This window comes from Methylobacterium crusticola, from assembly GCF_003574465.1.
In the GTDB taxonomy this organism is placed as follows: Bacteria; Pseudomonadota; Alphaproteobacteria; order Rhizobiales; family Beijerinckiaceae; genus Methylobacterium; species Methylobacterium crusticola.
Genome location: NZ_QOWC01000019.1, coordinates 25,913 through 48,395 on the forward strand (window position 1 = coordinate 25,913; position 22,483 = coordinate 48,395).

The window sequence follows — 22,483 nt, forward strand, 5'->3', positions numbered from 1 at the left end:
GGCGGAGGCGGTCGCCGCCGAGGGCGAGGCCCGCGACGCACGGGCCGTCCGGCGGCAGGCGGGGGCCCGAGGACGCGCCGGGCGACGCGAGGCCCGGCGCACCGGTCGCCACGCCGTCGGACAACGGCCCTAGCCCCCGTCCGCCGCGCATCCGGCGAGCGCTCGCGTCCCGCGGCCGGGCCGGATCTGGTCCAGGGTGACGGCGACCGCCCCCGCCGCGGCCATCAGCGCGAGGACGCCCCAGGTGAGCGCGTAGACGAGGTGGTTGTTGGAGAAGGCGACCACCGTCAGCCCGGGGACGGGCAGGCTGCCCTCGCCGGGGCCGCGCTCGAGGTCGATGAAGTAGGGGGCCACCCGGGTCAGGCCGCGCGACGCCGCGATCGCGGCCACGTCGCGCGAGAACCAGCGCTCGGCCGCGGCGTCGTTCGCCCGCAGGAAGCCGCCGCCCGGCTCGGACAGGCGCAGCAGGCCCGTCACGGCGACGGGCTGCCCGTCGCGGGCCCGCCAGGCGGCCGGGTCGCGCGCCTGGTCGGGCACGAAGCCGCGGTTGACCAGGATCGTCGTGCCGTCGTCCCGGGCGAGGGGCGTCATCACCCAGGAGCCGCCCCCCAGGGCGGTCACGGCCTGGACGAACGTCGAGCGATCCTCGAGCCACGTGCCGGCCGCGGCGACGCGCCGGTACTCGTCCGCGGCCACCGAGACGGCGGCCCAGCGCGCGGGCCCGGGCGCCGGCGCCGGGCTCGCCCGGACCCGCGCCTCCACCCGCGCGATCAGGTCGAGCTTCCAGGCGCGGCGATGGACCTGCCAGGCCGCGAGCGCGACGAGGCCGGCCACGAGCAGGATCGCCGCGAGGTCGAACGCGACCAGCGCCGCGACCCGCCGGCCCGTCACGGCCTCTGCAAGGCCTCGTGCGGCGACATCGGCATCATGTTCTGGTCCAGGTGGTACATCACCCATATCGAGCCGACCAGCGTGATGACCACGAGGGTGAGCGTGAAGACCAGGGCCAGGAAGGTCCAGCCGCCCTCCGACCTCGTGTTCATGTGCAGGAAGTAGTTCATGTGGACGACGATCTGCACCGCCGCCAGCGCCATGATGACGATGCTGGTGAGGAGCGTGTCGTCCAGGACCCCGCCCATCACGAGCCAGAACGGGATGGCGGTGAGGACGACCGACAGGACGAAGCCGGTCACGTAGCTCCGGACCGTGCCGTGCGCCCCCCGGGGACCGGGCCCGCCGTGCGGGGCGCCAGGCCCCCCGTGCGGGGCACCGGGCCCCGCCCCGTCCTGGGACTTCCGGGCGATCCCGGCCTCGGCCGCCGCGCTCATCGCATGGACCCCATCAGGTAGACGAAGGTGAACACGCCGATCCAGACCACGTCGAGGAAGTGCCAGAACATGGACAGGCACATCAGCCGGCGCTGGTTCTGCGCGATCAAGCCCCGCCGGCGCACCTGGACCATCAGCGTGACGAGCCAGACGATGCCGAAGGTGACGTGCAGGCCGTGCGTCCCGACCAGCGTGAAGAAGGACGACAGGAACGCGCTGCGCTGCGGGGTGGCGCCCTCGTGGATCAGGTGCGTGAACTCGTAGAGCTCGAGCCCCAGGAAGGCCGCCCCGAACAGGCCCGTGACCGCCAGCCAGCGCAGGGTCGCGTCGACCCGGTCCCGCTCCACCTCCAGCATGGCGAAGCCGTAGGTGATGGAGGACAGGAGCAGGAGGCTCGTGTTCACGGCGACGAGCCGCAGGTCGAACAGGTCGGCGCCCGACGGGCCCGCCGCGTAGTTGCGGCCGAGCACGCCGAACGTGGCGAACAGGACCGCGAAGATGAGGCAGTCGCTCATCAGGTAGAGCCAGAAGCCCAGCAGCGTGCCGCCGTCGCCGTGGGCGTGGTCCTCCTGCTCGTAGAAGACCGGCGCCGCGGCGCCGGGGGGTGCGGTCACTTCATGCATCGGCTCGGATCCCCTCGGCGACCTGCGTCGTGCCGCGGCCCTCGAGCCGGGCGACGTCCTCGGCCGGGATGAAGTAGTCCCGGTCGTAGTCGAAGGTGTGGACGATGGCGGTCGCGATCAGGGCGACGAAGGACAGGGCGGCCAGCCACCAGATGTACCAGATCAGCGCGAAGCCGAGCACGCTGCTGAGCCCGGCCAGGACGATTCCGGCGCCTGTGTTCCTCGGCATGTGGATCGGCCTGTAGCCGTGCTGCGGGCGTTCGTGGCCGCGCCGCTTCATGTCCCACCAGGCGTCGAGATCGTGGATGATCGGCGTGAAGGCGAAGTTGTAGGGCGGGGGCGGGGAGGTGGTCGACCATTCGAGCGTCCGTCCGCCCCAGGGATCGCCGGTGAGGTCGCGCAGCCGCTCGCGGCGGACGTAGCTGATGAGGAGCTGGAGCACGAACGCCGCGATCCCCGCCATGATGATGCAGGCGCCGAGCGCGGCGACCGTCAGGTAGGGCTGCACGTCCGGGTCCTCGAAGTGCTGGGTGCGGCGCGTCACCCCCATCAGGCCGAGCGCGTAGATCGGCGTGAACACGACCCAGAAGCCCACGAGCCAGCACCAGAACGACACCTGCCCCCAGAACGGGTCGAGCTTGTAGCCGAAGGCCTTGGGGAACCAGTAGCTGACGCCCGACAGGAGCCCGAACACCACGCCGCCGATGATCACGTTGTGGAAGTGGGCGACCAGGAACAGGCTGTTGTGCAGGACGAAGTCGGCGGGCGGCACCGCGAGCAGCACCCCGGTCAGGCCGCCGAGCACGAAGGTCGGGATGAACCCCATGACCCAGATCATCGGCGTCTCGAAGCGGATCCGCCCGCGGTACATGGTGAAGAGCCAGTTGAACACCTTCGCGCCGGTCGGGATCGAGATAATCATGGTGGTGATGCCGAAGAACGCGTTGACGTTGGCGCCCGAGCCCATCGTGAAGAAGTGGTGGAGCCAGACCAGCCAGGACACGAAGGCGATCACCACCGTCGCGTAGACCATCGACGTGTAGCCGAACAGCCGCTTGCCGCAGAAGGTCGAGACGACTTCCGAGTAGATGCCGAAGGCGGGCAGAACCAGAACGTAGACCTCGGGGTGACCCCAGATCCAGATCAGGTTCATGTACAGCATGGAATTGCCGCCGTAATCGTTCGTGAAGAAGTGCGTCCCCACGTAGCGGTCGAGCGCCAGCAGCGCCAAGGTTGCGGTCAGAACCGGAAAGATCGTCACGATGATGGCGTTGCTGCAGAGCGTGGTCCAGCAGAAGACGGGCATCTTCATCATGCTCATGCCCGGGGCCCGCATCTTGACGATGGTGGTGATGAGGTTGATGCCCGAGAGCGTGGTGCCGACGCCGGCGACCTGGAGGCCCCAGATGTAGTAGTCGACGCCGACCCCCGGGCTGTAGGCCGCCCCCGACAGGGGCGGGTAGGCGAGCCAGCCGGTGCGCGCGAACTCCCCCACGAACAGGGACAGCATGGTGAGGGCGGCGCCCCCCGCGGTCATCCAGAAGCTGAGGTTGTTCAGGAACGGGAAGGCCACGTCGCGCGCGCCGATCTGCAACGGCATCACGTAGTTCATGATGCCGGTCACGAACGGCATCGCCATGAAGAAGATCATGATCGTGCCGTGGGCGGTGAAGATCTGGTCGTAGTGGTGCGGGGGCAGGTAGCCCTCCGACGCGCCGACCGAGAGCGCCTTCTGGGTGATCATCATGATGGCGTCGGCAAAACCGCGCAGCAGCATCACGATGGCGAGCACCACGTACATGATGCCGATCTTCTTGTGGTCGACGCTCGTGAACCACTCCCGCCAGAGGTAGCCCCACTTGCCGAACCAGGTGACGGCGCCGAGCAGCGCCGCGCCGCCGGCCGCCACCACCAGGAAGGTCACGAGCAGGATGGGCTCGTGGTAGGGAACCGCCTCCAGCGACAGGCGCCCGAAGACGAGTTGCGTAAGATCGAGGTTCGAGAACATGCGGCGGCCCGTCCGGATCAGTGCTGGTGGCGTGTCGGCTGGTTGTTCAGCTGGGCCGGGGCCGGCCCCCTGTCGGCACCCGGCAGCGCGTTGCCCTGCCCCTGATCGGGCGCGGTCTTGCGCTCGTTGACGCCGCCGCGGCTCAGGTTCTGGTCGCGGGGCATCATGCCCTCGGGCTGGACGGAGCCCTGGGGCGGCCGCCCGGAGGCCGGGAAGGTGGCGCCGGAGGGCTCGACCCCGCCCTCGAGGCGGCGGTTGTCGTAGTCGAGCCGCTCGCGGTTGGCCGCGCTGTCCCGGCCCGCGCCGCCCGTCCTGTCGATGTGGTGCATCTCGCCCACGCACATCCGGTCGGGCGCCACGCACATGCCGAGGATGGCGGCGTAGAGGCCGTTCTCCACCGTGGCGTAGTAGCTGACCGGATCCGCCTCGCTCGGCTTCTCGAGCTTGAGGTACGCCTCGCGGTCGAGGGACGCCCCGGCCGCCCGCGCCTTCGCCACCCACGCGTCGAAGCCCTCCCGGGTCAGGCTCCGGAAGCCGAAGTTCATGCGGGAGAAGCCCGAGCCGCTGTAATGCCCCGACAGGCCCCGGAAATCCCCCTCCCTGTTCATGACCGCGTGGAGCTTCGTCTCCATGCCCGGCATGGCGTAGATCATGCCGGCCAGGGCCGGAACGGAGAACGTGTTCCAGACGGAGGAGGACGTGATCTTGAAGGCGATCGGCACGTTGGCGGGAGCCGCCATCTCGTTCACGCTCGCGACACCGAGCTCGGGGTAGAGGAACAGCCACTTCCAGTCGAGCGCCACGACCTCGACCTGCAGGGGCTTCACGTCGGCCGGCACGGGCTGGTTGGGCGCGAGGCGCGTGAGCGGCCTGTAGGGGTCCAGCGTGTGCGTGCTGATCCACGTCATGGCGCCGAGCGCGATGATGATGAGCAGGGGGACGGTCCAGATGACCACCTCGAGCTGCGTCGAGTGGTGCCAGTCGGGATCGTAGGTCGCCTGCGCGTTCGAGGCGCGGTAGCGCCACGCGAACAGGAAGGTGAGCGCGATCACCGGCAGGATCACGAGCAGCATCAGCGCGGTGGAGGCGATGATGAGGTTGCGCTGCTGCACCGCCACGTCGCCCGAAGGGGTCAGGACGGTCAGGTTGCAGCCGGCGAGCAGCCCCGCGACGGCGAGCAGCGCGGCGGCGCGCAGGAGGCGGCGCGCCGGGCGCCCGGGGGCGGGCGATGGGGCGGAGGGGATGGCCAGGGCGGTCACTCCAGGGTTCCTCGCCGCGCGCGGGCGGAGGGACGCGTTCGCAGGCAGCGGAGGGGCGGGCGTGCGCACGGCTCAGACCTGCCGGATCTCTGAGCGGGAGAAGCTGAGCGCCAGGAGCGTGGTGATGGCCCCCGAGAGCAGGTACAGGCCGACGCAGGCGAGCCCGTAGCGGGCCGACAGGAACAGGACGATCAGCGGCGCGAAGCCCGCCCCGAGGAGCCAGGCGAGGTCGTTGGTGAGGGCCGCGCCGGTGTAGCGGTAGCGCTGCTCGAGCCGGGACGTCACCGCGCCGGAGGACTGCCCGTAGGACAGGCCGAGGAGCAGGAAGCCGGCGTTGACGTAGATCGTCTGGCCGATGGCGTTCTCCTCGACGAGCAGCGGCGCGATGGTGCTGCCGACGGCGAAGACCGCGATCAGGCCGGCCGAGAGCAGGAGCAGCATCCGGCGGCCGATCTGGTCGGCGATCAGGCCCGAGGCCACGATCGCCCCGGCGCAGATGAAGGCCCCCGAGCACTGCACCATCAGGAACTCGCCCGCCGAGCGCTGCGTGAACAGGGTGATCCAGCTGATCGGGAACACGGTCACGAGGTGGAACAGCGCGAAGCTCGCCAGGGGAACCAGCGCGCCGACCAGGAGGTCGCCGCCGTGGCTCCGGATCAGCGGCAGGATGGGCGAGGGTTCGAGGCGCCGGCGCTCGAGCAGGCGCGCGAACTCGTCGGTCGCGACGAGGCGCAGGCGCGAGAACAGCGCCACGACGTTGATCGCGAAGGCGCAGAAGAACGGGTAGCGCCAGCCCCAGTCGAGGAAGTCGGCCTCCGAGAGGTTGAGCAGGAAGAACGAGAACAGGACGCCGGCCACCATGAAGCCGAGCGGCGCGCCGAGCTGCGGGATGGCGGCGTAGAAGCCGCGCCGCTCGATCGGCGCGTTGAGCGCGAGGAGCGAGGCGAGCCCGTCCCAGGCCCCGCCGAGGGCGAGGCCCTGCCCGAAGCGCAGGGTGCCGAGGAGGTACAGGGACCAGGCGCCGATCTGCGCGTAGCTCGGCAGGAAGGAGATCGCCATGGTGGAGAAGCCGAGCAGGAACAGCGCGATGGTCAGCTTGACGCCGCGGCCGTGCCGGCGGTCGACGACCGAGAAGATGACCGAGCCGACCGGCCGGGCGACGAAGGCCAGCGAGAACATCGCGAAGGCGTAGAGCGTCCCCGTCACGGGCTCCGCGAAGGGAAAGAACACCTTGGGGAACACCACCACGGAGGCGATCGCGAAGACGAAGAAGTCGAAGTACTCGGCGGCCCGGCCGATGACGACCCCGATGGCGATCTCGCTCGGCGCCACCCTGTGGTCGGTCGATGCCAGGCGGGCGTCGCGCTCGAGCGCCGTCGAGGAGGGCGGCGGTCCTTGAACCTGATCTGTCGCCATCTGGGTGTTCGCCTCCAGTTGGTCCTCGTCCCCGGCGGGTCGTCCGGGGCTTATGCACGGGCTCAGGCTGTGCGAGCTTGGTTGGCGGAGGCCACCGAGGTCAAGCCGCCCGACGCGCCCTTCGTCGCGGGTCCCCGGGGATCGGGCCGCGGGGGCCGGCGCGGGGCGGGATGCGGGCGGCCGCCGCCAGAGGGCCGGGCCGCGCGTTGATCCGGCGGCCGTCGCGAGCGCGCGGCGCCGAGAGGGGGCCGCAGCCCGCATGAGACGCCTCAAGCAAGTCCGCCGGCGACCGCTGAAGTTCAGGCGCAGCGTGGTGCGCGACCTGCGCAACCGGATCCGGTTCGCCCTCGTCGGCCTACTGGTCCTGATCGGGCTGCACGTCGTCTCGATGATCGCCTTCGAGCATCTCGCCCTCGGCGAGGCGATCTGGCTCACGTTCACGACCATCACCACGACCGGGTACGGCGACTTCTCGGCCAAGACGGGGGCGGGCCGCGCCTCCACGATCATCCTGATCTACCTGAGCGGCATCTTCCTGCTGACGCAGGCCGGCAGCGCGTTCTTCGAGTTCAGGATCCTGCGCCGCGAGCGCAAGCGGCGCGGCGAGTGGAGGTGGAACATGCGCGACCACATCGTCTTCGTGAACGCGCCGGCGGACGAGCCGGGCGACTATCTCCGCCGCCTCCTCGACCAGCTGCACCGCTCGCACGCGAACTACGCGGTGGTGCCCTCCCTCATCCTCACCGAGGCGTTCGCGGACGGGCTTCCGCCCGACCTCGAGGACGATCCGCTCATCGTGCAGCTCAAGGGCCGCTTCGACGACCCGGCGGCCCTGGAGGCCGCGGGGGTGGATCACGCGCGCGTGCTGGTGATCCTGGCCGAGCACGAGGGGGACCGGCTGTCCGACAGCCGCACCTTCGACATCATCCATCGCCTGCGCGAGCGCGGCATCACCGCGCGCATCGTCGCCGAGTGCGTGGACGACCTGAACCGCGAGCGGCTGAAGCGGGCCGGCGCCTCGGCGATCGTGCGCCCCTTGCGCGGCTACCCGGAGATGATCGTGCGGGCGATCGTGGCGCCGGGAACGGAGTGGGTGATCGAGCGCCTGTTCTCCAGCGAGGGCGACGAGTGCCTCCGGTTCGACGTCACCGTCAGGGGACTGGCCTGGCGCGCCGTCGTGCGGGCCGTGCTCGAGGCGAATTTCGGCACGCCCATCGGGTACGCGGACGCCCGGGGCCAGCCGCACAGCAACCCGCCGCCGGGGTCCGTGGTCGACGCCCAGGCAGTGTTCGTCCTCGTCGACGAGGTGCAGACGACGACGAGCGAGGCGCTGCAAACCCTGCTGGACACGATCCCGCCGGACGGCTCCCCGGGTTGAGCGCCCGACCGGGGCGTCCCTGCGCCGTCGCCGGCCCGGTCGGGCATCCGCGGCACCCCCTCGCGGTCGCGCGCGCGCCGGACGGCCGGCGTCCCGGTCCGCACGGGGCCGGGGATCGCCGGGGCGGGCCCCGCAAAGGCCACGATTCGATCCTGATGTCCGGGAGCCGGGGCGGGAGGCGGGCGCCCGCCCGGGCACCTCGACCTCAAGGGGGCTTGCCAATGGTCGCCGACACCCTGTCCACCGCGCGCGCCGGGCGCCGCGGGCGCGTCGCCCGGGACGCTCGTCCCGCAGCCCGGCCTCGGCCATGATCGGGCTGCTTCGCCGCCTTCGGTGGGCGGCCGGCGCCGCTCCGGCCGCCCCGCAGCCGCGGCGCGAGCCGGTGCTGGACTGGTACGGCCCCGCTCCCGCGCCGCCGGCACGGGACGCCGGGGCGCTCCGCCGTGCGCTGGCGACCGCGCCGGCCCCGCGACCCGACCCGGATCGGGAGGCGCGGCGGCGCAGGCTGACGATCGAGGAGGCCGAGGCGGAGCTCGGCGCCCCCGCCGGGAACGAGCGGTGGCGGGACATGCGGGCGGCCATGCGGCCGGGCGACGCGCTGTGGGCGTTCTGCAGCCCCATGGCCGAGTGGCGGGCCCTGGCAGGCCGCAAGGGCGTCGCGCTCGTGCGCGACGGGCGGACCGTCATGGAGATCATCACCATGCTCAACTGAGGAAAGCCGGGCGTGAGCGCGGGTCGGCCTCCCGTAGCCTTGAGCCCGGAGCGCCGCGTGGCGGGCTGCCGGGCCTGTCCTCAGGCTCGCGGGGGAGCCTCACCAGCAGCGGCGGCAGCCCGCGGGGTCGCCGTAGCCGGCGGGCGCGTAGCCCGGCGCGTCGCCGACCTGAGGCCCGTAGGCACCGCCACGGTAGTAGCCGGCCCCGAACGCGCCGCCCACGATGGCACCGCGGGTGCCGTAGTGGCCCCGGTAGCCGTAGCCGGGCGGGTAGCCGTAGGCGGGCGGGTAGCCGTAGCCCCCGGGGCCCGCGCCGCGCAGGGCGCCGTAGGCCGGGCGGGCCGCGACGGGGCCGCCGTGACCCCCGCGCTCGCCGCCGTGCGCCACGGTGCCGTGGACGCCGCCGCGCCGGGAGCTCCCCCGGGCGTCGGCCGGCGCGGCTGCGAGGACGACCAGAGCGCCTGCGGCCGTCACGGCGAGCACCAACGTCCTGCGCATCCCGCTCTCCCTGTCGTTCACGGTCCAGTAAGGTTAAGATTTCGTTGATGTAAAGCGCGGTTTAGTACTGACTCCGGCCGCCGGGCCCGCCTCGGCCGCCGCCCCGCGCGCCGCCGTCCGTCCCTCGCGGGAGGTCGGCCGCGGACACAGGTCGAAGGAGACGCCGCATGTCGAAGGTCAGCACCTGCCTCTGGTTCGCGCGGGACGCGGAGGCGGCCGCCCGCCTCTACGTCTCGCTCGTGCCCGGCTCCAGCCTCGGCGAGATCCTGCGCGCGCCCGGGCCCTGGCCCGGCGGCGAGCCCGGCGACGTGATCCTGGTGACGTTCACCCTCGGCGGGCAGGGCTACCAGGCCCTGAACGGCGGCGCGCCGGCCGAGTACGGCGTCGCCGCCTCGCTCTCGGTCGCGTGCACGGACCAGGCCGAGGTCGACCGGCTCTGGGACGCCCTGATCCGGGACGGCGGGGCGGAGATCATGTGCGGCTGGCTGCGCGACCGCTGGGGCGTACCCTGGCAGATCGTTCCGGACGTCCTGCCGCGCCTCCTCGCCGATCCGGATCCGGCCGTGGCGGCCCGGGTGTTCGCCGCCATGCAGGGCATGGTCAGGCTCGACGTCGCGGCCCTGGAGCGGGCGGCCGCCAGCTAGAGCATTTTCCCGCGAAGTGGACACCGGTTCGCCGCAGACAATGCGGCAGAATCAGAAACCTGGAGCAGCGGCCGATTGCAGCGTGATCGGATGCTGCTCCAGGGCGCTCCCGGCCGAAACGGCCCCGGGCCTCGTGTCCCGGCGGGTCCCGGCGGACCGGTCTCCCGCTCGCCGGAGGTCGCTCCGGGCGACGCGGCCGCGGTTGCGGCCCTCGCCCGCGCTCGGCATGATCGCGCGCCGGGCCGCGCGGGGACACCGCGGCTCCGGGGCCCGGACGCCCGCGGCGCGCGCGCCGTTCCCCCGCTCCTGACACGCATCGGACACGGCGATGAACTTCGAAGCACTCCTGAGCGGGCTCGCGTCGCGCCGGATCCGGATCGCCGTGACCGGCGCGCGGGGCGATTTCGGCCGCTCCCTCCTCGTGCAGTGCCGCGCCATCCCGGCGATCGCGCTCGCCGGCCTGTGCGACCTCGACCTCGACGGCCTCGCGGCGAGCCTGCGCAGCCTGGGATACGACGGGGCGGCGTTCGCCGTCTGCACCACGCACGAGGAGGCGCGCGCCGCGCAGGCCGCCGGCCGGATCGCGCTCGTGCGGGACCACGCGCTCCTCGCCGCCCTCGCCCTCGACGTCCTCGTGGAGGCGACGGGCCGTCCGGAGGTGAGCGTCGTCGCCGCCCGGGAGGCGATCCGGCGGGGCGTCCACGTCGCCATGGCGACGAAGGAGACGGAATCCGTCGCCGGGCCGTACCTCAACCGCCTCGCCCGCGAGCGGGGCGTCGTCTACACGACGCCGGACGGCGACCAGCCGAGCAACCTGATCGGCCTCGTGACCTGGGCGCGCTGCCTCGGCTTCGAGATCGTCGCGGCCGGAAAGTCGAGCGAGTACGACTACGTCTTCGACCCGCTTGGCGGCCGCGTGACCTACACCGACCGGGTCGTGCCGGCGCCGGGCTTCGCGGCTTTGTGGAACCTCGGCGACGACGTGCCGGGCCGGATGCGGGCGCGCAGCGAGGCCTTGCGGGCGCTGCCGCAGAGCGCGACCCCGGATTACTGCGAGATGAACGTGGTGGCGAACGCGACCGGGCTCGCGCCCTCCTGCCCGGCCCTGAGCTACCCGCTCTGCCGCATCGGCGAACTCGCCGACACCTTCGTCCCGCGCGAGGACGGCGGCATCCTCGACCGGACGGGCGTGGTCGACGTCTTCAACTGCCTGCGCCGGGACGACGAGGCGAGCTTCGGGGGCGGCGTGTTCGTCATCGTGCGCTGCACCGATCCGCACATCTGGGAGGTCCTGCGCGGCAAGGGGCACGTGGTCAGCCGCGACGGACGCCACGCCAGCATCTACCAGCCCTACCACCTGATGGGCCTCGAGACCCCGATGAGCCTGTTCTCCGCCGTCCTGCTCGGGCTGCCGACCGGGTCGCCGCACCAGCGCGCGCACGCCGTCATGGTGGCGCGGGCCGAGCGCGACTTCCGGGCCGGCGAGGTCCTGAGCATGGGCGGCCACCACCACGTCATCGCGGGCACGAGCGCGCGCCTCCTGGCGATGGACGAGGAGACGGCCGGGTACGCCCCGTTCTACCTCGCGGCCGACCGGCGCCTGCGCGCCGACGTCCCGAAGGGCGCCATCATCCGGCTCGACGCCCTCGACCTGACCGGGTCGGCCCTCGCGCAAGCCTGGGCCGGCACGCTGGAGGCGCGCCGCGCGCCCTGACGCGGGCGGCCCGCATCCCGGAGGCGGTCCGGGTCGCCCGCGCCCGCGGCGGCGTGGTAGGTCTCGGCGGATGTCGGTCCCCGAGCACGGTCCGACCCTAGTCGAGGAGGCCGCCGGTGCGCACGATCCATGGCCGCTGGAGAGACGCCGAGGATGCCGTCACGCTGGTTGATGCGCATCATCACATCTGGGACCTCACCCGGAACTACTATCCCTGGCTGAGGGACGTGCCCGAGGAGCACTTCTTCCTCGGCGACTACGAGGCGCTCAAGCGCGACTACCTGCCCGACGACTACCGGCGCGACGCCCGCGACCACAACGTCCTGATGACCGTGCATTGCGAGGCCGAGTGGGACCGGACCGACCAGGTCGGGGAGACCCGCTGGGTGACGGCCATGAACCGGCAGTACGGGTTCCCGAACGCAATCGTGGCCCATGCCTGGTTCACCACGCCCGATTCCGCCGAGGTGCTGGCGGCGCAGGCCGGGTTCCCGCTGGTCCGGGGCATCCGGTCGAAGCCCGTGACCGCGCGGCGGCCCGGAAGCCCGGTCGCGGGCGCACCCGGAACGATGCAGGACGAGGCCTGGCTGCGGGGCTTCGCCGGCCTGGAGCGGCACGGCTTCTCGTACGACCTGCGCGTGCCCTACTGGCACCTGCACGAGGCCGCCGAGGTCGCCCGCGCCTTTCCGCGGACCCGGATCGTCCTCAACCACACGGGCTTTCCCTGGGACCGCTCCGAGGAGGGGCTGGCGGGCTGGCGCCGCGCCATGGAGACGATCGCGAGGGAGCCCAACGTGCACCTCAAGGTGTCCGAGTTCGGGCTCAGGGACGGGCTCTGGGACGAGGAGTCCAACCGGCGCATCGTGCTCGATGCGGTCGCGATCTTCGGGATCGCCCGCTGCATGTTCGCGACGAACTTTCCGGTGGCCGGCCTGCGCGTCGAGTACGGGGCGCTGGTGCGCGCGGTCAAGCGCATGCTGACGCCGTACTCCGCGGCCGAGCAGGACCGGTTCTTCTTCGGGAACGCCGTCGACTTCTATCGGCTGCCGGATCCGGCGACGCGGTGAGCCCGCGCGCCGTCCCGCCCGCCGCCGCTCACCCGAGCCCGCCCGAGTTCCGCTCGAGCGTCGCCCAGGCCTGCTTCCCGTAGCGGTCCTGCCACTCCGAGTAGAAGCCCGACTGGCGAAGCACGGCGCGAAACGCGTCCTGATCGACGGTGTTGAACACGAGACCGTTGCGCTCGAGCGTGGCGCGGGCGGCCGCGTTGGCGACCACCATGTCGGCGCGCTGCGCCATCGCCATCGCGTTCAGGTTCGTCCGGGCGATCTCCCGCACGTCCTGCGGCAGGGCCTCCCAGTGGCGCTTGTTGGCGAGGAAGTGGAACCCGTCCCAGACGTGGCCCGTGAGCGAGCAGTACTTCTGCACCTCGTAGATCTTGGACGACTCGATGATGGAGAGCGGGTTCTCCTGCCCGTCGACGATCTTCGTCTGCAAGGACGAGTAAACTTCGCTCCAGTTGATGCCGGTCGGCGCGGCGCCGAAGGACTTGAAGACGGACATCGACAAGGGGCTGATCTGGACGCGGATCTTCAGTCCCTTGACGTCGGCGGGCGTGCGGACCGGCGCGGTGCTCGTCGTGATGTGGCGGTATCCGTTGTCCAGCATCTTGTCCATGGCCACGAGGCCGACCTTGGCGATCTGGGAGCGGACGAGGTCGCCGAGCTCGCCGTCCATGGCGCCCCAGACCTGGCCGTAATCCTTGAAGGCGAACCCCACGCCCGAGATCGACGCGACCGGGACGAGGGTGGACAGGATCACGCCCGAGAGCGTGAAGAACTCGATTCCTCCCGACCGGAGCTGCGAGAGCATGTCGGTGTCGCCGCCGAGCTGGTTGTTCGGGAACACCTTGATCTCGAGCCGCCCATTGGTCTCCTGCTTGATCTTCTCCGCGTATTCCACGGCGCGGGTGTTCATGGGCCAGCTGGCCGGCGAGTTGTTGGCGTACTTGTAGGAGAATTCCGCGGCCCGGAGGGGGCGCGGGTAGACCGCCGGCGCGGCGAATGCGGCTCCGGCGAGGAACAATCCCTTGTTGAACGCGCGTCGTGACGTGACGGATCGCATGGCTTCCTCCCGGGGGTTCTGGCGAGCGCTGGCTCGCCGCGAGGCCGCCGCCCTGAAGAGGGGAGCGGACCCGCGTTGATTGCCCCGAGGCTCGCACGGGCGAGGAAACGGCGTCAACGGATGGCTGGGGGCGGTCCTTCGGGCCCGGCCGGTCCGTCGCCGCGTGCCGCGCGGGTCTCAGATCACCGGCATGCCGCCGTCGACCATGATCGCCGTGCCGGTCACGAAGGAGGCCTCCGGCGAGGCGAGCCACAGGATGGGGTAGGCCGCCTCGCGGGGCGTCCCCCACCGCTCCATGAGGCAGTCCCGCCGCCGCTCGGTCTCGAGGTCCCCGCGGCTCCGGCCGTCGGCTTCGCCGCGCCGGATATGGAAGGGCGTCAGCGTCGGTCCCGGGCAGACCGCGTTCACGCGCACGCCCCGGGACGCCTCCTCGGCGGCCAGGGTCCGGGTGAGCGAGACGATGCCGGCCTTCGTCACGTCGTACTGGCCCATGCCGGCGCGCGGGTTGAAGGCGTGGGTCGAGGAGACGTTGACGATGCTGGCCGCCGGCGACGCGCGCAGGTCCGGCAGGGCCTCCCGGGCGAGGTAGGCGTAGCTCAGGAGATTGACCGCGATGATGGCGTGCCAGGTCTCCGCCCGCGCCTCCGCGAGGGGCTCGTAGGCGCGGATCCCGGCATTGTTCACGACGCAATCGAGGCGCCCGAACGCCTCCTTGCTCAGCGCGACCGCCTCGGCGGCGGCGGCCTCCGTCGCGAGGTCGAGGCCCGCATGTGCCACGCGCGCGCCGGGCACCTGCTCGCGGATCGCGTGCGCCGCGGCCTCGGTCGCGTCGCGGTCGCGGTCGACCAGGAGCACGCTCGCGCCCTCCTCGCAGAACAGGAGGCCGACGGCCGTTCCGATCCCGCCGGCGCCGCCCGTCACGATGGCCGCGAGGCCTTCCAACCGCTTCGTCATGCTGTCCTCCCTGGTGCCGCGTGGCCGAAGAGCCATCGCCGCCGACGCCGGTCCTGTCCAGGCCGGGTCTTTTCGGGATGGACGGTGAAGCCCTCCGCCGCGACGATGAACCGCCCCGGCCGCCGTGCCGGCCCCGGCTCGCCGCGTTCGTCACCCGCGGTGTTCGCGGACGGGAGCGGGCAGGACGTCCATCCCCCTCGACCGGGGCCGACGCGATGCGGGAGCGCGCCTCCCGGACGGGGAGGCGAGGGACGGCTTGCTTGAGCGGTCCGCGCGCGGCGTGATACCACGCGGCACGCCGTCCGTGCGGAGGCCGGGGTTCAACCCCGACGGCAGCCCGCGGAGGCCGGCCCGGGTCGTGCCGTCGCGCGGCCCGGCGGCGGCGCGGCTCCGCCGCGCGTGCGGCCGCAACCGCGGCGCCGGCGCCCAACCAGAGGAACGCATCGTGATCCATGTCCTCGCGATCATCACGGCCAAGCCCGGCAGGCGGGACGAGGTCCTGACGGCCTTCCGCGCGAACGTGCCGGCCGTCCGGGCCGAGGACGGCTGCATCGAGTACGCGGCGACGATCGATGCCGAGGGCGTCGGCCCCCTCCAGGCGCCCCTCGGGCCGGACGCCTTCGCGGTGGTCGAGAAATGGGCGAGCCTCGATGCCCTGCGGGCGCACGCGGCGGCGCCCCACATGGCGGCCTACGGGGCGGCCACGAAGGACCTCGTCGCCGCGCGGGTGATCCACGTGCTCTCGCCGGCGTGAGCGCCGGCGCGCCCCGGCGGCCCTGCCGAGGCGCGCACCCGACGATAACCACGCCCCGCCCCGGCATGCCCCGGGCCGCGTCTCCGCGCGGGCCCGCCGCGGCGCCGGCCGTGCGGCCGAACCCCCCGAGCGTTAGGGACGAACCCCGATGAGCGACGCCGCCACCCTCGCGCCCGCCGCCGATCCGACCGCCGGCCTGCCCCCGCGCATCCGCGGCGTCGGCACGAGCCAGATCGGCCTCGTGGCCGACCGCGGGCGCGACGACCCCGATGTGGTGAAGCTGTGGATCGGAGAGGGCGACCTCGCGACGCCGCCCTTCGTCGTCGAGGCGGCGCACCGGGCCATGCGGGCCGGGCACACGCGGTACGCCACGTCGCTCGGCCTGCCGCGCCTGCGCGAGGCGCTCAGCGCCTACCACGCCCGGCACTGGGACGTCGACGTCCCGCCCGACCGCTTCGCCGTCACGGCGGGCGGGATGAACGCCATCATGCAGGCCGCGCAGGCGCTCCTCGAGCCGGGCGACGAGATCATCATCCCGTCCCCCGCCTGGCCGAACCTGGCGGAGGCGGTGCGCGTCACCGGCGGGGTCCCGGTCACGGTGGCCTACCGCGTCCTGCCGGACGGACGCTTCGCCCTGCCGCTCGCCGACATCGAGGCGGCCCTGACCCCGCGCACCCGCGTGCTGGTGGTGAACTCGCCCTCGAACCCGACCGGCTGGATGATGCCGCTGCCGGAGATGAGGGCGCTGCGGGACCTGGCGCGCGCCCGCGGGCTCTGGATCCTCTCGGACGAGGTCTACGCCCACTTCACCTACGGCCGGGACATCGCGCCGTCCTTCCTGCAGATCTGCACGGAGGACGACCGCCTGATCGTCTCCAACACGTTCTCCAAGAACTGGGCCATGACGGGCTGGCGCGCCGGGTGGCTCGTCTATCCGCGCGGGCTCGGCCCCACCTTCGCCAAGCTCGGCCAGTACAACACGACCTCGATCCCGACCTTCATCCAGCACGCCGCGGTCGTGGCCCTCGACGAGGGCGACGGCTTCATCCGCACGATGGTCGAGCGCTGCGCCGAGAGCCGGGAGATCCTGGTCACGGGCCTGTCGCGCCTGCCCGGCGTCACGGTCGCGTCGCCGGACGGCGCGTTCTACCTCATGGCGCACGTCGCGGGCGGCGAGCGGAGCCTCGACCTGGCGTTCCGCCTCCTGCGCGAGGCGAAGGTCGGCGTCGCGCCGGGCACCGCCTTCGGCCCCGAGGGCGAGGGGTTCGTGCGCCTCTGCTTCGCCATCAGCCCGGCCCTCGCCCACGAGGCCGTGTCCCGCCTGTCCGCCGTCCTCGGACGCTGAACCGCCGCGGCCCGGGCGGCGGCGTCCCGCGATTCGGTGCCGGACCCGTCGACGGCCGCGGGCCGGGCCTCAGGGCCCGGGGCGGGGGAGGCGGCCGGCCGGCGGCGCGGCCCGGTCCGCCCCGGCGGCGGCCTGGATCTCCGGCTCCGCCCGGCTCGCGCCGCCCTCGTCGGTGGGGTCGGGGCGCTGCGAGGACCCCCCGACGTCGAGGCTCGCGTAGGCGCCGTAATCGGGGATGATCGTCGCGCGGATGCGGCGGATCGAGCGCGCCCAGGCCGCGGCCCGCCTGTCCGGCAGCACGGCGTTCTGCTTGTCGTCGCACCGCACCCCCAGGATGATCTCCTGGTGGAGCTGGCGCAGGTCCAGCAGGGCCCGCGTGTTCTGCGTCAGCGTGCGGGTCGGGTCGTAGACCTGCTTCAGGCCGGTCAGGGACGTCCCGGTGATCGAGAGCGCGATGGCGAAGAAGGCGACCCAGCGGAAGCCCGAGCCGGTGCCCCACAGCACGTGGGCCATCCGCGGTCCGACCGGCCCCGCCTCGAGGGCGTTCCGCCTGTCCTCGCCGAGCTCGACCGGCTTCATCTTGCCCTGCAGCGTCACGAACAGCGTCGCGAGCGCCGACACGACGAGCGCCGCCAGCCCCAGCCGCTGCACCCAGGGGACGTTGCTGTTCGCCCCCTCGGCCGCGTCGAGGCGGGCCCGGGCGATGGAGTCGCTGAGGGAGAGGAGATCCTGGTCGGAGGCCGCGAGCACGAGGGGCGGGGGGACCGGCCGGCCGGGCGCCGCGCCGGCATCCTCGACGTCGCCGGCGAACAGGTGGCTGCCGTTCGGCATCAGGTCCAGGAGGAGGCTGCTGAACGCCTGGCGCGACAGGGTGTCGAGGCCGCCCTCCAGCCGCTTGCAGGTCCAGATGCCGTAGGCAATCAGGCGATGGTCCGAGCGGGCCGACCACCACTCGCTCGCGTCGCCGGGCGGACCTTTGACGCTGCCGACGAAGAGCGCCTCCGTCGGCTGCGGCCGGGCCGTCGCCGTCCGGGTGCCGCTCCGGGCGGTGCCGCCGGTCGCGACCTCGATATCCCAGGCCCTCAGCGCGTACAGGATCGCGATGGTGGAGACGACCGCGATTGCAATCAGTAAAAATGCTCTGAAAAATCGTCCAACAGCAGGCGACATCGTCCCCTCCCGCACGGATCTCAAGCAATGAAATGATAAACCGAGAAATGAAATCCGTAAAGACGAGGGCGAGCGGAGCATCCGCCACGTATTGAGCGGGCGCCAGGCCGGCGGGGCGTCCTCGACCCGTCGGCGCAGCCAGCCCGTGCTGCCCTCGCGCGTCTCCTGTGGCGGATGATCCGCGGACGGCATCGCGCCTCCTCCCCGGCCGCGAACCGCCGGGACGGCGCTAGTCGCCCCGATACTGCGCGTCGGTGACGTGCTCCATCCAGTCGACCACCTTGCCGTCGAGGGCTTCCGCGATGGCGATGTGGCTCATGCCCGCGGTGGCCGTGGCCCCGTGCCAGTGCTTCACGCGGGGCGGGATGCGCACCACGTCGCCGGGCCGGATCTCCTGGACCGGGCCGCCCCATTGCTGGACCCGGCCGGCGCCCGCCGTGACGATCAGGGTCTGGCCGAGCGGGTGGGCGTGCCAGGCCGTGCGGGCCCCGGGCTCGAAGGTGACGAGCCCGCCGGAGAGCCGGGACGGGGGGGCGTCTCCCTCAGCAGCGGGTCGACCCGCACCGCTCCCGTGAAGGTCTCGGGCGGGCCGGCCCGGGAGGGCGCGGCGCCGCTGCGCTGGACCGTCACCGCCTCGTCCGCCGGGCCGGCGGTGCAGGGGCGGCCCGTCCCGCCGGCCAGGACCGCGGCGAGGACCAGCGAGGCGGCGCCGGCGGGGATGCGCATGCTTGTGCCCTCCCGGCCCGCTCAGGCCGCGTCCGGCATGCGGTCGAGGAGCTTGTCGAGGGTGAGCGGGTAGTCCCGCACCCGCACGCCCGTGGCGTTGTAGACGGCGTTCGCCAGCGCGGCGCCGACCCCGCACAGGCCGAGCTCGCCCACGCCCTTGGCCTTCATCGGCGAGGACATCGGGTCGACCTCGTCGAGGAAGACGACCTCCTGGTGCGGGATGTCGGCGTGGACCGGCACCTCGTAGCCGGCGAGGTCGTGGTTGACGAAGAAGCCCCGGCGCTTGTCGACCGCGAGCTCCTCCATCAGGGCCGCCCCGACGCCCATGGTCATCCCGCCGATGACCTGGCTGCGGGCCGATTTCGGGTTCAGGATGCGCCCGGCCGCGCAGACCGCCAGCATCCGCCGCACCCGGACCTCGGCCGTGTCGACGTCGACCCCGACCTCCACGAAGTGGCCCGCGAAGGTCGATTGCTGCTGCTTCTTCGAGAGGTCGCCGTACTCGATGGTGTCCTCCGCGCTCAGCCCGCCCTGGGCCGCCGCCTCGCCGAGCGGCACGGCGCGGTTCCCGGAGCGGACCTCCCCGTCCGCGAACACGGCGTCGGCCGAGTTGATGCCCAGGCGCTGCGCCACCGCCTCGCGCAGCTTCACGCAGGCCGCGTAGACGCCGGCGGTCGCGTTGTTGGCGCCCCACTGCCCGCCCGAGCCCGCCGAGGCCGGGTGGTCGGAATCGCCGAGCCGGACCACGACCCTGTCGAGGGGCAGGCCCATCATCTCGGCCGCGGTCTGGGCGATGATGGTGTAGCTGCCGGTGCCGATGTCGGTCATGTCGGTCTCGACCGTGACCGTGCCGGCGCGATCGAGCCGGACGCGGGCGCCCGACTTCGTCAGCAGGTTGTTGCGGAAGCCCGCCGCCATGCCGACGCCGACGAGCCAGTGCCCGTCCCGCACCTGGCCGGGCGTCGGGTTGCGCCGGGCCCAGCCGAACCTGTCGGCGCCGAGCCTGAGGCAGCCGACGAGGTCCCGGTGCGAGAAGGGGCGCTCCGGCTTGCCCGGATCGACCTGGGTGTCGTTGCGGATCCGGAACTCGACCGGGTCGAGCCCGAGCTTCTCGGCCATCTCGTCCATGGCGATCTCGAGCGCCATCAGGCCGGGCGCCTCGCCGGGCGCCCGCATGGCGTTGCCCTCGGGCAGGTCGAGATGGGCGAGCCGCATGGCGGTGAGCCGGTTGGCGCCCGCGTAGAGGAGCTTCGTCTGGTCGACCGCGGTCTCGGGCCTGCCCTCCGGCAGGTTGCCGGAGGTGCTCTCGTGCGCGATCGCGGTGATCACGCCGTCCTTCGTCGCGCCGATGCGCACGCGCTGGAGCGTGGCGGGCCGGTGCGTGGTGTTGTTGGCCACGAGCGGGCGCGTCAGCGCCACCTTGACGGGGCGCCCGGCCGCCCTGGCGCCGAGCGCCGCCAGCACCGCGTCGGCCCGCACGAACAGCTTGCCGCCGAAGCCGCCGCCGACGTAGGGCGAGTCGAGCCGGACGTTCTCCTTGGGGATGCCGAAGATCTTGGCGACGCTCTCCTTGCCCCAGGCGATCATCTGGTTGGAGGTCCAGAGCGTGAGCTTGTCGCCCTGCCAGGCCGCGACGGTCGCGTGCGGCTCCATCATGGCGTGGCTCTCGTCGGGGGTCGTGTAGGTCTCGTCGAGGGTGACGGGCGCCCGCGCGAAGGCGCCCTCGAAGTCGCCGGTCCGGTCCTCGGCGCCGCTGCCGCTGCCCTCGCCGCTGCCCGCCCCGACGGGCTTGGCCGACTTCGCCTCGGCGGCGAGGTCGAACCGGCCGGCCTCGGGCGCGTAGTCGACGCGGACCAGGAAGGCCGCGGCCCGGGCCTGCTCGAAGGTCTCCGCCACCACGACCGCGATGGCCTGGTGGTAGTGCTGGATCTCCGCGCCCCCGAACAGGGTGGCGTAGTTCATCCGGCCCAGGCCGAGCTTGGGCGTGTCGAGGGTGGTCACGACCGCGAGGACGCCGGGGGCGCGCGTCGCCGCGCCGGCGTCGATGGCGCGCACGCGGCCCTTGGCGATGCCGGCGCCGAGCACGTAGCCGTAGGCCTGGTTCGGCGCGACGTCGTGGCGCTCGTAGGCGTAGGGCGCCGTGCCGGTGGTCTTGTACTTGCCGTCGATCCGGTCGGTGGCGCGGCCCACGACCTTGAGTTGATCGATGGGGTTGGTGCCCGCGGGGGTGTCGAACTTCATGGCTCAGGCCCTCGCCTGGTTGAGCGCCGCGCCGAGGGTCCGCTCGGCGAGCTTCAGCTTGAACGCGTTGTCGGGGGTGGGCTTGGCGCCCGCCAGGATGCCGGCGGCGGCCCGCTTCGCGCCCTTCGCGAGGTCCGCCTCCGCGGCCTCGACCCGCCAGGGCTTGTGCGCGAGGCCCCCGAAGGCCGCGCGCCCGGTGCCGTCCCGCTGCACCACGGCCGCCACCGAGACGAGCGCGAAGGCGTAGGACGCCCGGTCCCGGACCTTGCGGTAGACGTGCGTCCCGCCGAGGGGCCGCGGCAGCGTCACCGCGGTGATGAGCTCGCCGGGTCGCAGCGTCGTGTCGAGCTCCGGCCGGTCGCCGGGCAGGCGGTGGAAGTCGGCGATCGGGATCGCCCGCTCGCTGCCCTTGGCGTCGACCGTCTCGACGCGGGCGTCGAGGACCCGCATGGCGACCGCCATGTCGCCCGGATGCGTCGCGATGCAGGCCTCGCTGGCGCCGATGACCGCGAGCTGCCGGCTGACGCCGTCGAGGGCGGCGCAGCCGCTCCCGGGCTGGCGCTTGTTGCAGGGCTGCGCGGTGTCGTAGAAGTACGGGCAGCGGGTGCGCTGGAGCAGGTTGCCGGCGGTGGTCGCCTTGTTGCGCAGCTGCCCCGAGGCGCCGGCGAGCAGGGCCCGGCTCAGGACCGCGTAGTCCTTCCGGACCCGGGGGTCGGCCGCGAGATCGGTGTTGCGCACGAGCGCGCCGATGCGCAGCCCGCCCTCCGCGGTCGGCTCGATCCGGTCGAGGCCGAGCCCGTTGACGTCGACGAGGTGGGCGGGCGTCTCGATCTGCAGCTTCATCAGGTCGAGGAGGTTCGTGCCGCCGGCGATGAACCGCGCGCCGGGGTTGCCCGCGACGGCGGCCGCGGCCGCGGCCGGGGTGGCCGGGCGCTCGTAGGTGAAGGACCTCATGCCTGCCTCCCGGCGACCTCGGTCATCGCCTCGACGATGTTGGAATAGGCGCCGCAGCGGCAGAGGTTGCCGCTCATGCGCTCGCGGATCTCGGCCTCCGTCACCGCCGGGGCGGCGGCGAGGTCGGCCGTGACGTGGCTCGGGATGCCGGCCTTGATCTCGGCGAGCACCGCGACGCCCGAGCAGATCTGGCCCGGGGTGCAGTAGCCGCACTGGTAGCCATCGTGTTTCACGAAGGCGGCCTGCATCGGGTGCAGGTTGTCGGGCTGCCCGAGCCCCTCGATGGTGGTGATCTCGGCGCCCTGGTGCATGACGGCCAGCGTCAGGCAGGCGTTGATGCGTCGCCCGTCGACGATCATCGTGCAGGCGCCGCACTGGCCGTGGTCGCAGCCCTTCTTGGAGCCGGTCAGGTGCAGGTGCTCGCGCGCCGCGTCGAGCAGGCTGGTGCGGGTGTCGAGGTCGAGGTCGCGCCGCTGCCCGTTCACCGTGAGGGCGACCTTCGCCATCACGGGCGTGTCGGCGGCGGCGATCGCGGCGCCGGCCCGCGTCGGGAGCGTCGTCAGGGCCGCGGCGGCCGACGCGCCGGCGACCAGCTCGCGGCGGCTCATTTCGAATTCTCCTGGTCGTCCCATCTCGGT

The 22,483-nt window shown here is 72.8% G+C and carries 20 protein-coding genes and 1 pseudogene; 7 read left to right on the top strand and 14 right to left on the bottom strand.

Annotation, left to right across the window (positions count from 1 at the left end; genetic code table 11):
- Nucleotides 1–129 precede the first annotated feature (129 nt).
- From DT057_RS12410 to DT057_RS12435, 6 genes are all read right to left on the bottom strand, one after another.
- Nucleotides 130–891, bottom strand: a complete 762-nt coding sequence (locus DT057_RS12410) for an SURF1 family protein (RefSeq protein WP_407068136.1) — start codon at nt 889–891, stop codon at nt 130–132.
- Nucleotides 888–1,328, bottom strand: a complete 441-nt coding sequence (gene cyoD / locus DT057_RS12415) for a cytochrome o ubiquinol oxidase subunit IV (protein WP_128562417.1) — start codon at nt 1,326–1,328, stop codon at nt 888–890. The genes DT057_RS12410 and cyoD overlap by 4 nt, the downstream gene beginning before the upstream one ends.
- Complete coding sequence (gene cyoC, locus DT057_RS12420; protein ID WP_128562418.1) at nt 1,325–1,951, bottom strand: cytochrome o ubiquinol oxidase subunit III; 627 nt, start codon at nt 1,949–1,951, stop codon at nt 1,325–1,327. Before cyoC ends, cyoD begins: the two co-directional genes overlap by 4 nt.
- The gene (gene cyoB, locus DT057_RS12425; RefSeq protein WP_128562419.1) at nt 1,944–3,959 is read right to left on the bottom strand and encodes a cytochrome o ubiquinol oxidase subunit I; all 2,016 of its coding nucleotides are present in this window, start codon (nt 3,957–3,959) and stop codon (nt 1,944–1,946) included. The genes cyoC and cyoB overlap by 8 nt, the downstream gene beginning before the upstream one ends.
- Nucleotides 3,960–3,976: 17 nt before the next feature.
- Nucleotides 3,977–5,218 carry a ubiquinol oxidase subunit II gene (gene cyoA, locus DT057_RS12430; RefSeq protein WP_407068137.1) on the bottom strand — a complete coding sequence of 414 codons (1,242 nt, stop codon included), beginning with the start codon at nt 5,216–5,218 and terminating at the stop codon, nt 3,977–3,979.
- Between the two features lie 72 nt (nt 5,219–5,290).
- Nucleotides 5,291–6,634 carry an MFS transporter gene (locus DT057_RS12435; protein WP_128562420.1) on the bottom strand — a complete coding sequence of 448 codons (1,344 nt, stop codon included), beginning with the start codon at nt 6,632–6,634 and terminating at the stop codon, nt 5,291–5,293.
- 259 nt (nt 6,635–6,893) lie between these two features.
- On the opposite strand from DT057_RS12435, the gene DT057_RS12440 reads away from it, so the two are divergent.
- Complete coding sequence (locus DT057_RS12440) at nt 6,894–8,012, top strand: ion channel (RefSeq protein WP_128562421.1); 1,119 nt, start codon at nt 6,894–6,896, stop codon at nt 8,010–8,012.
- Between the two features lie 307 nt (nt 8,013–8,319).
- On the top strand, nt 8,320–8,724 hold the full coding sequence (locus DT057_RS12445) for a hypothetical protein (RefSeq protein ID WP_128562422.1): 405 nt from the start codon (nt 8,320–8,322) through the stop codon (nt 8,722–8,724).
- Nucleotides 8,725–8,823: 99 nt separating this feature from the next.
- On the opposite strand, the gene DT057_RS12450 is transcribed toward DT057_RS12445, so the two are convergent.
- Entirely contained in the window at nt 8,824–9,222 is a 399-nt protein-coding gene (locus tag DT057_RS12450) for a hypothetical protein (RefSeq protein WP_128562423.1), read from the bottom strand.
- A gap of 167 nt (nt 9,223–9,389) precedes the next feature.
- Here DT057_RS12450 and DT057_RS12455 point away from each other — a divergent pair, with 167 nt between their 5' ends.
- The 3 genes from DT057_RS12455 (at nt 9,390) to DT057_RS12465 (ending at nt 12,647) form a co-directional block, all read left to right on the top strand.
- Entirely contained in the window at nt 9,390–9,866 is a 477-nt protein-coding gene (locus DT057_RS12455; protein WP_128562424.1) for a VOC family protein, read from the top strand.
- A gap of 328 nt (nt 9,867–10,194) precedes the next feature.
- On the top strand, nt 10,195–11,580 hold the full coding sequence (locus DT057_RS12460; RefSeq protein ID WP_128562425.1) for an NAD(P)H-dependent oxidoreductase: 1,386 nt from the start codon (nt 10,195–10,197) through the stop codon (nt 11,578–11,580).
- A 116-nt stretch (nt 11,581–11,696) separates the two neighbouring features.
- Nucleotides 11,697–12,647, top strand: a complete 951-nt coding sequence (locus tag DT057_RS12465) for an amidohydrolase family protein (RefSeq protein ID WP_128562426.1) — start codon at nt 11,697–11,699, stop codon at nt 12,645–12,647.
- Nucleotides 12,648–12,675: 28 nt separating this feature from the next.
- Here DT057_RS12465 and DT057_RS12470 read toward each other — a convergent pair whose 3' ends face one another.
- Complete coding sequence (locus tag DT057_RS12470; protein ID WP_128562427.1) at nt 12,676–13,701, bottom strand: TRAP transporter substrate-binding protein; 1,026 nt, start codon at nt 13,699–13,701, stop codon at nt 12,676–12,678.
- Between the two features lie 177 nt (nt 13,702–13,878).
- On the bottom strand, nt 13,879–14,655 hold the full coding sequence (locus DT057_RS12475) for an SDR family NAD(P)-dependent oxidoreductase (RefSeq protein WP_128562428.1): 777 nt from the start codon (nt 14,653–14,655) through the stop codon (nt 13,879–13,881).
- A 445-nt stretch (nt 14,656–15,100) separates the two neighbouring features.
- On the opposite strand from DT057_RS12475, the gene DT057_RS12480 reads away from it, so the two are divergent.
- Together DT057_RS12480 and DT057_RS12485 are read left to right on the top strand one after the other, a co-directional pair.
- The gene (locus DT057_RS12480) at nt 15,101–15,409 is read left to right on the top strand and encodes a putative quinol monooxygenase (protein WP_128562429.1); all 309 of its coding nucleotides are present in this window, start codon (nt 15,101–15,103) and stop codon (nt 15,407–15,409) included.
- Nucleotides 15,410–15,557: 148 nt separating this feature from the next.
- Complete coding sequence (locus DT057_RS12485; protein WP_128562430.1) at nt 15,558–16,754, top strand: pyridoxal phosphate-dependent aminotransferase; 1,197 nt, start codon at nt 15,558–15,560, stop codon at nt 16,752–16,754.
- A 69-nt stretch (nt 16,755–16,823) separates the two neighbouring features.
- On the opposite strand, the gene DT057_RS12490 is transcribed toward DT057_RS12485, so the two are convergent.
- The 5 genes and pseudogenes from DT057_RS12490 to paoA all read right to left on the bottom strand — a co-directional run bounded on the left by DT057_RS12490 (nt 16,824) and on the right by paoA (nt 22,477).
- The gene (locus DT057_RS12490; RefSeq protein ID WP_128562431.1) at nt 16,824–17,924 is read right to left on the bottom strand and encodes a hypothetical protein; all 1,101 of its coding nucleotides are present in this window, start codon (nt 17,922–17,924) and stop codon (nt 16,824–16,826) included.
- A 229-nt stretch (nt 17,925–18,153) separates the two neighbouring features.
- Nucleotides 18,154–18,650, bottom strand: a pseudogene (locus DT057_RS12495) ((R)-mandelonitrile lyase).
- Between the two features lie 21 nt (nt 18,651–18,671).
- Nucleotides 18,672–20,891, bottom strand: a complete 2,220-nt coding sequence (paoC, locus tag DT057_RS12500; protein WP_128562432.1) for an aldehyde oxidoreductase molybdenum-binding subunit PaoC — start codon at nt 20,889–20,891, stop codon at nt 18,672–18,674.
- A 3-nt stretch (nt 20,892–20,894) separates the two neighbouring features.
- Nucleotides 20,895–21,845 carry an FAD binding domain-containing protein gene (locus tag DT057_RS12505; protein ID WP_128562433.1) on the bottom strand — a complete coding sequence of 317 codons (951 nt, stop codon included), beginning with the start codon at nt 21,843–21,845 and terminating at the stop codon, nt 20,895–20,897.
- A complete protein-coding gene (gene paoA, locus DT057_RS12510; RefSeq protein ID WP_128562434.1) occupies nt 21,842–22,477 on the bottom strand; it encodes an aldehyde dehydrogenase iron-sulfur subunit PaoA in 636 nt (211 codons plus the stop codon). Before paoA ends, DT057_RS12505 begins: the two co-directional genes overlap by 4 nt.
- Between the last annotated feature and the right edge of the window lie 6 nt (nt 22,478–22,483).

Excerpts from the sequence above, each read along its gene's own strand:
- cyoD (WP_128562417.1), bottom strand. The coding sequence starts at position 1,328 with ATGAGCGCGGCGGCCGAGGCCGGGATCGCCCGGAAGTCCCAGGACGGG.
- cyoC (WP_128562418.1), bottom strand. The coding sequence starts at position 1,951 with ATGCATGAAGTGACCGCACCCCCCGGCGCCGCGGCGCCGGTCTTCTAC.
- cyoB (WP_128562419.1), bottom strand. The coding sequence starts at position 3,959 with ATGTTCTCGAACCTCGATCTTACGCAACTCGTCTTCGGGCGCCTGTCG.
- DT057_RS12435 (WP_128562420.1), bottom strand. The coding sequence starts at position 6,634 with ATGGCGACAGATCAGGTTCAAGGACCGCCGCCCTCCTCGACGGCGCTC.
- DT057_RS12440 (WP_128562421.1), top strand. The coding sequence starts at position 6,894 with ATGAGACGCCTCAAGCAAGTCCGCCGGCGACCGCTGAAGTTCAGGCGC.
- DT057_RS12445 (WP_128562422.1), top strand. The coding sequence starts at position 8,320 with ATGATCGGGCTGCTTCGCCGCCTTCGGTGGGCGGCCGGCGCCGCTCCG.
- DT057_RS12450 (WP_128562423.1), bottom strand. The coding sequence starts at position 9,222 with ATGCGCAGGACGTTGGTGCTCGCCGTGACGGCCGCAGGCGCTCTGGTC.
- DT057_RS12455 (WP_128562424.1), top strand. The coding sequence starts at position 9,390 with ATGTCGAAGGTCAGCACCTGCCTCTGGTTCGCGCGGGACGCGGAGGCG.
- DT057_RS12460 (WP_128562425.1), top strand. The coding sequence starts at position 10,195 with ATGAACTTCGAAGCACTCCTGAGCGGGCTCGCGTCGCGCCGGATCCGG.
- DT057_RS12470 (WP_128562427.1), bottom strand. The coding sequence starts at position 13,701 with ATGCGATCCGTCACGTCACGACGCGCGTTCAACAAGGGATTGTTCCTC.
- DT057_RS12475 (WP_128562428.1), bottom strand. The coding sequence starts at position 14,655 with ATGACGAAGCGGTTGGAAGGCCTCGCGGCCATCGTGACGGGCGGCGCC.
- DT057_RS12485 (WP_128562430.1), top strand. The coding sequence starts at position 15,558 with ATGAGCGACGCCGCCACCCTCGCGCCCGCCGCCGATCCGACCGCCGGC.
- DT057_RS12490 (WP_128562431.1), bottom strand. The coding sequence starts at position 17,924 with ATGTCGCCTGCTGTTGGACGATTTTTCAGAGCATTTTTACTGATTGCA.
- paoC (WP_128562432.1), bottom strand. The coding sequence starts at position 20,891 with ATGAAGTTCGACACCCCCGCGGGCACCAACCCCATCGATCAACTCAAG.
- DT057_RS12505 (WP_128562433.1), bottom strand. The coding sequence starts at position 21,845 with ATGAGGTCCTTCACCTACGAGCGCCCGGCCACCCCGGCCGCGGCCGCG.
- paoA (WP_128562434.1), bottom strand. The coding sequence starts at position 22,477 with ATGGGACGACCAGGAGAATTCGAAATGAGCCGCCGCGAGCTGGTCGCC.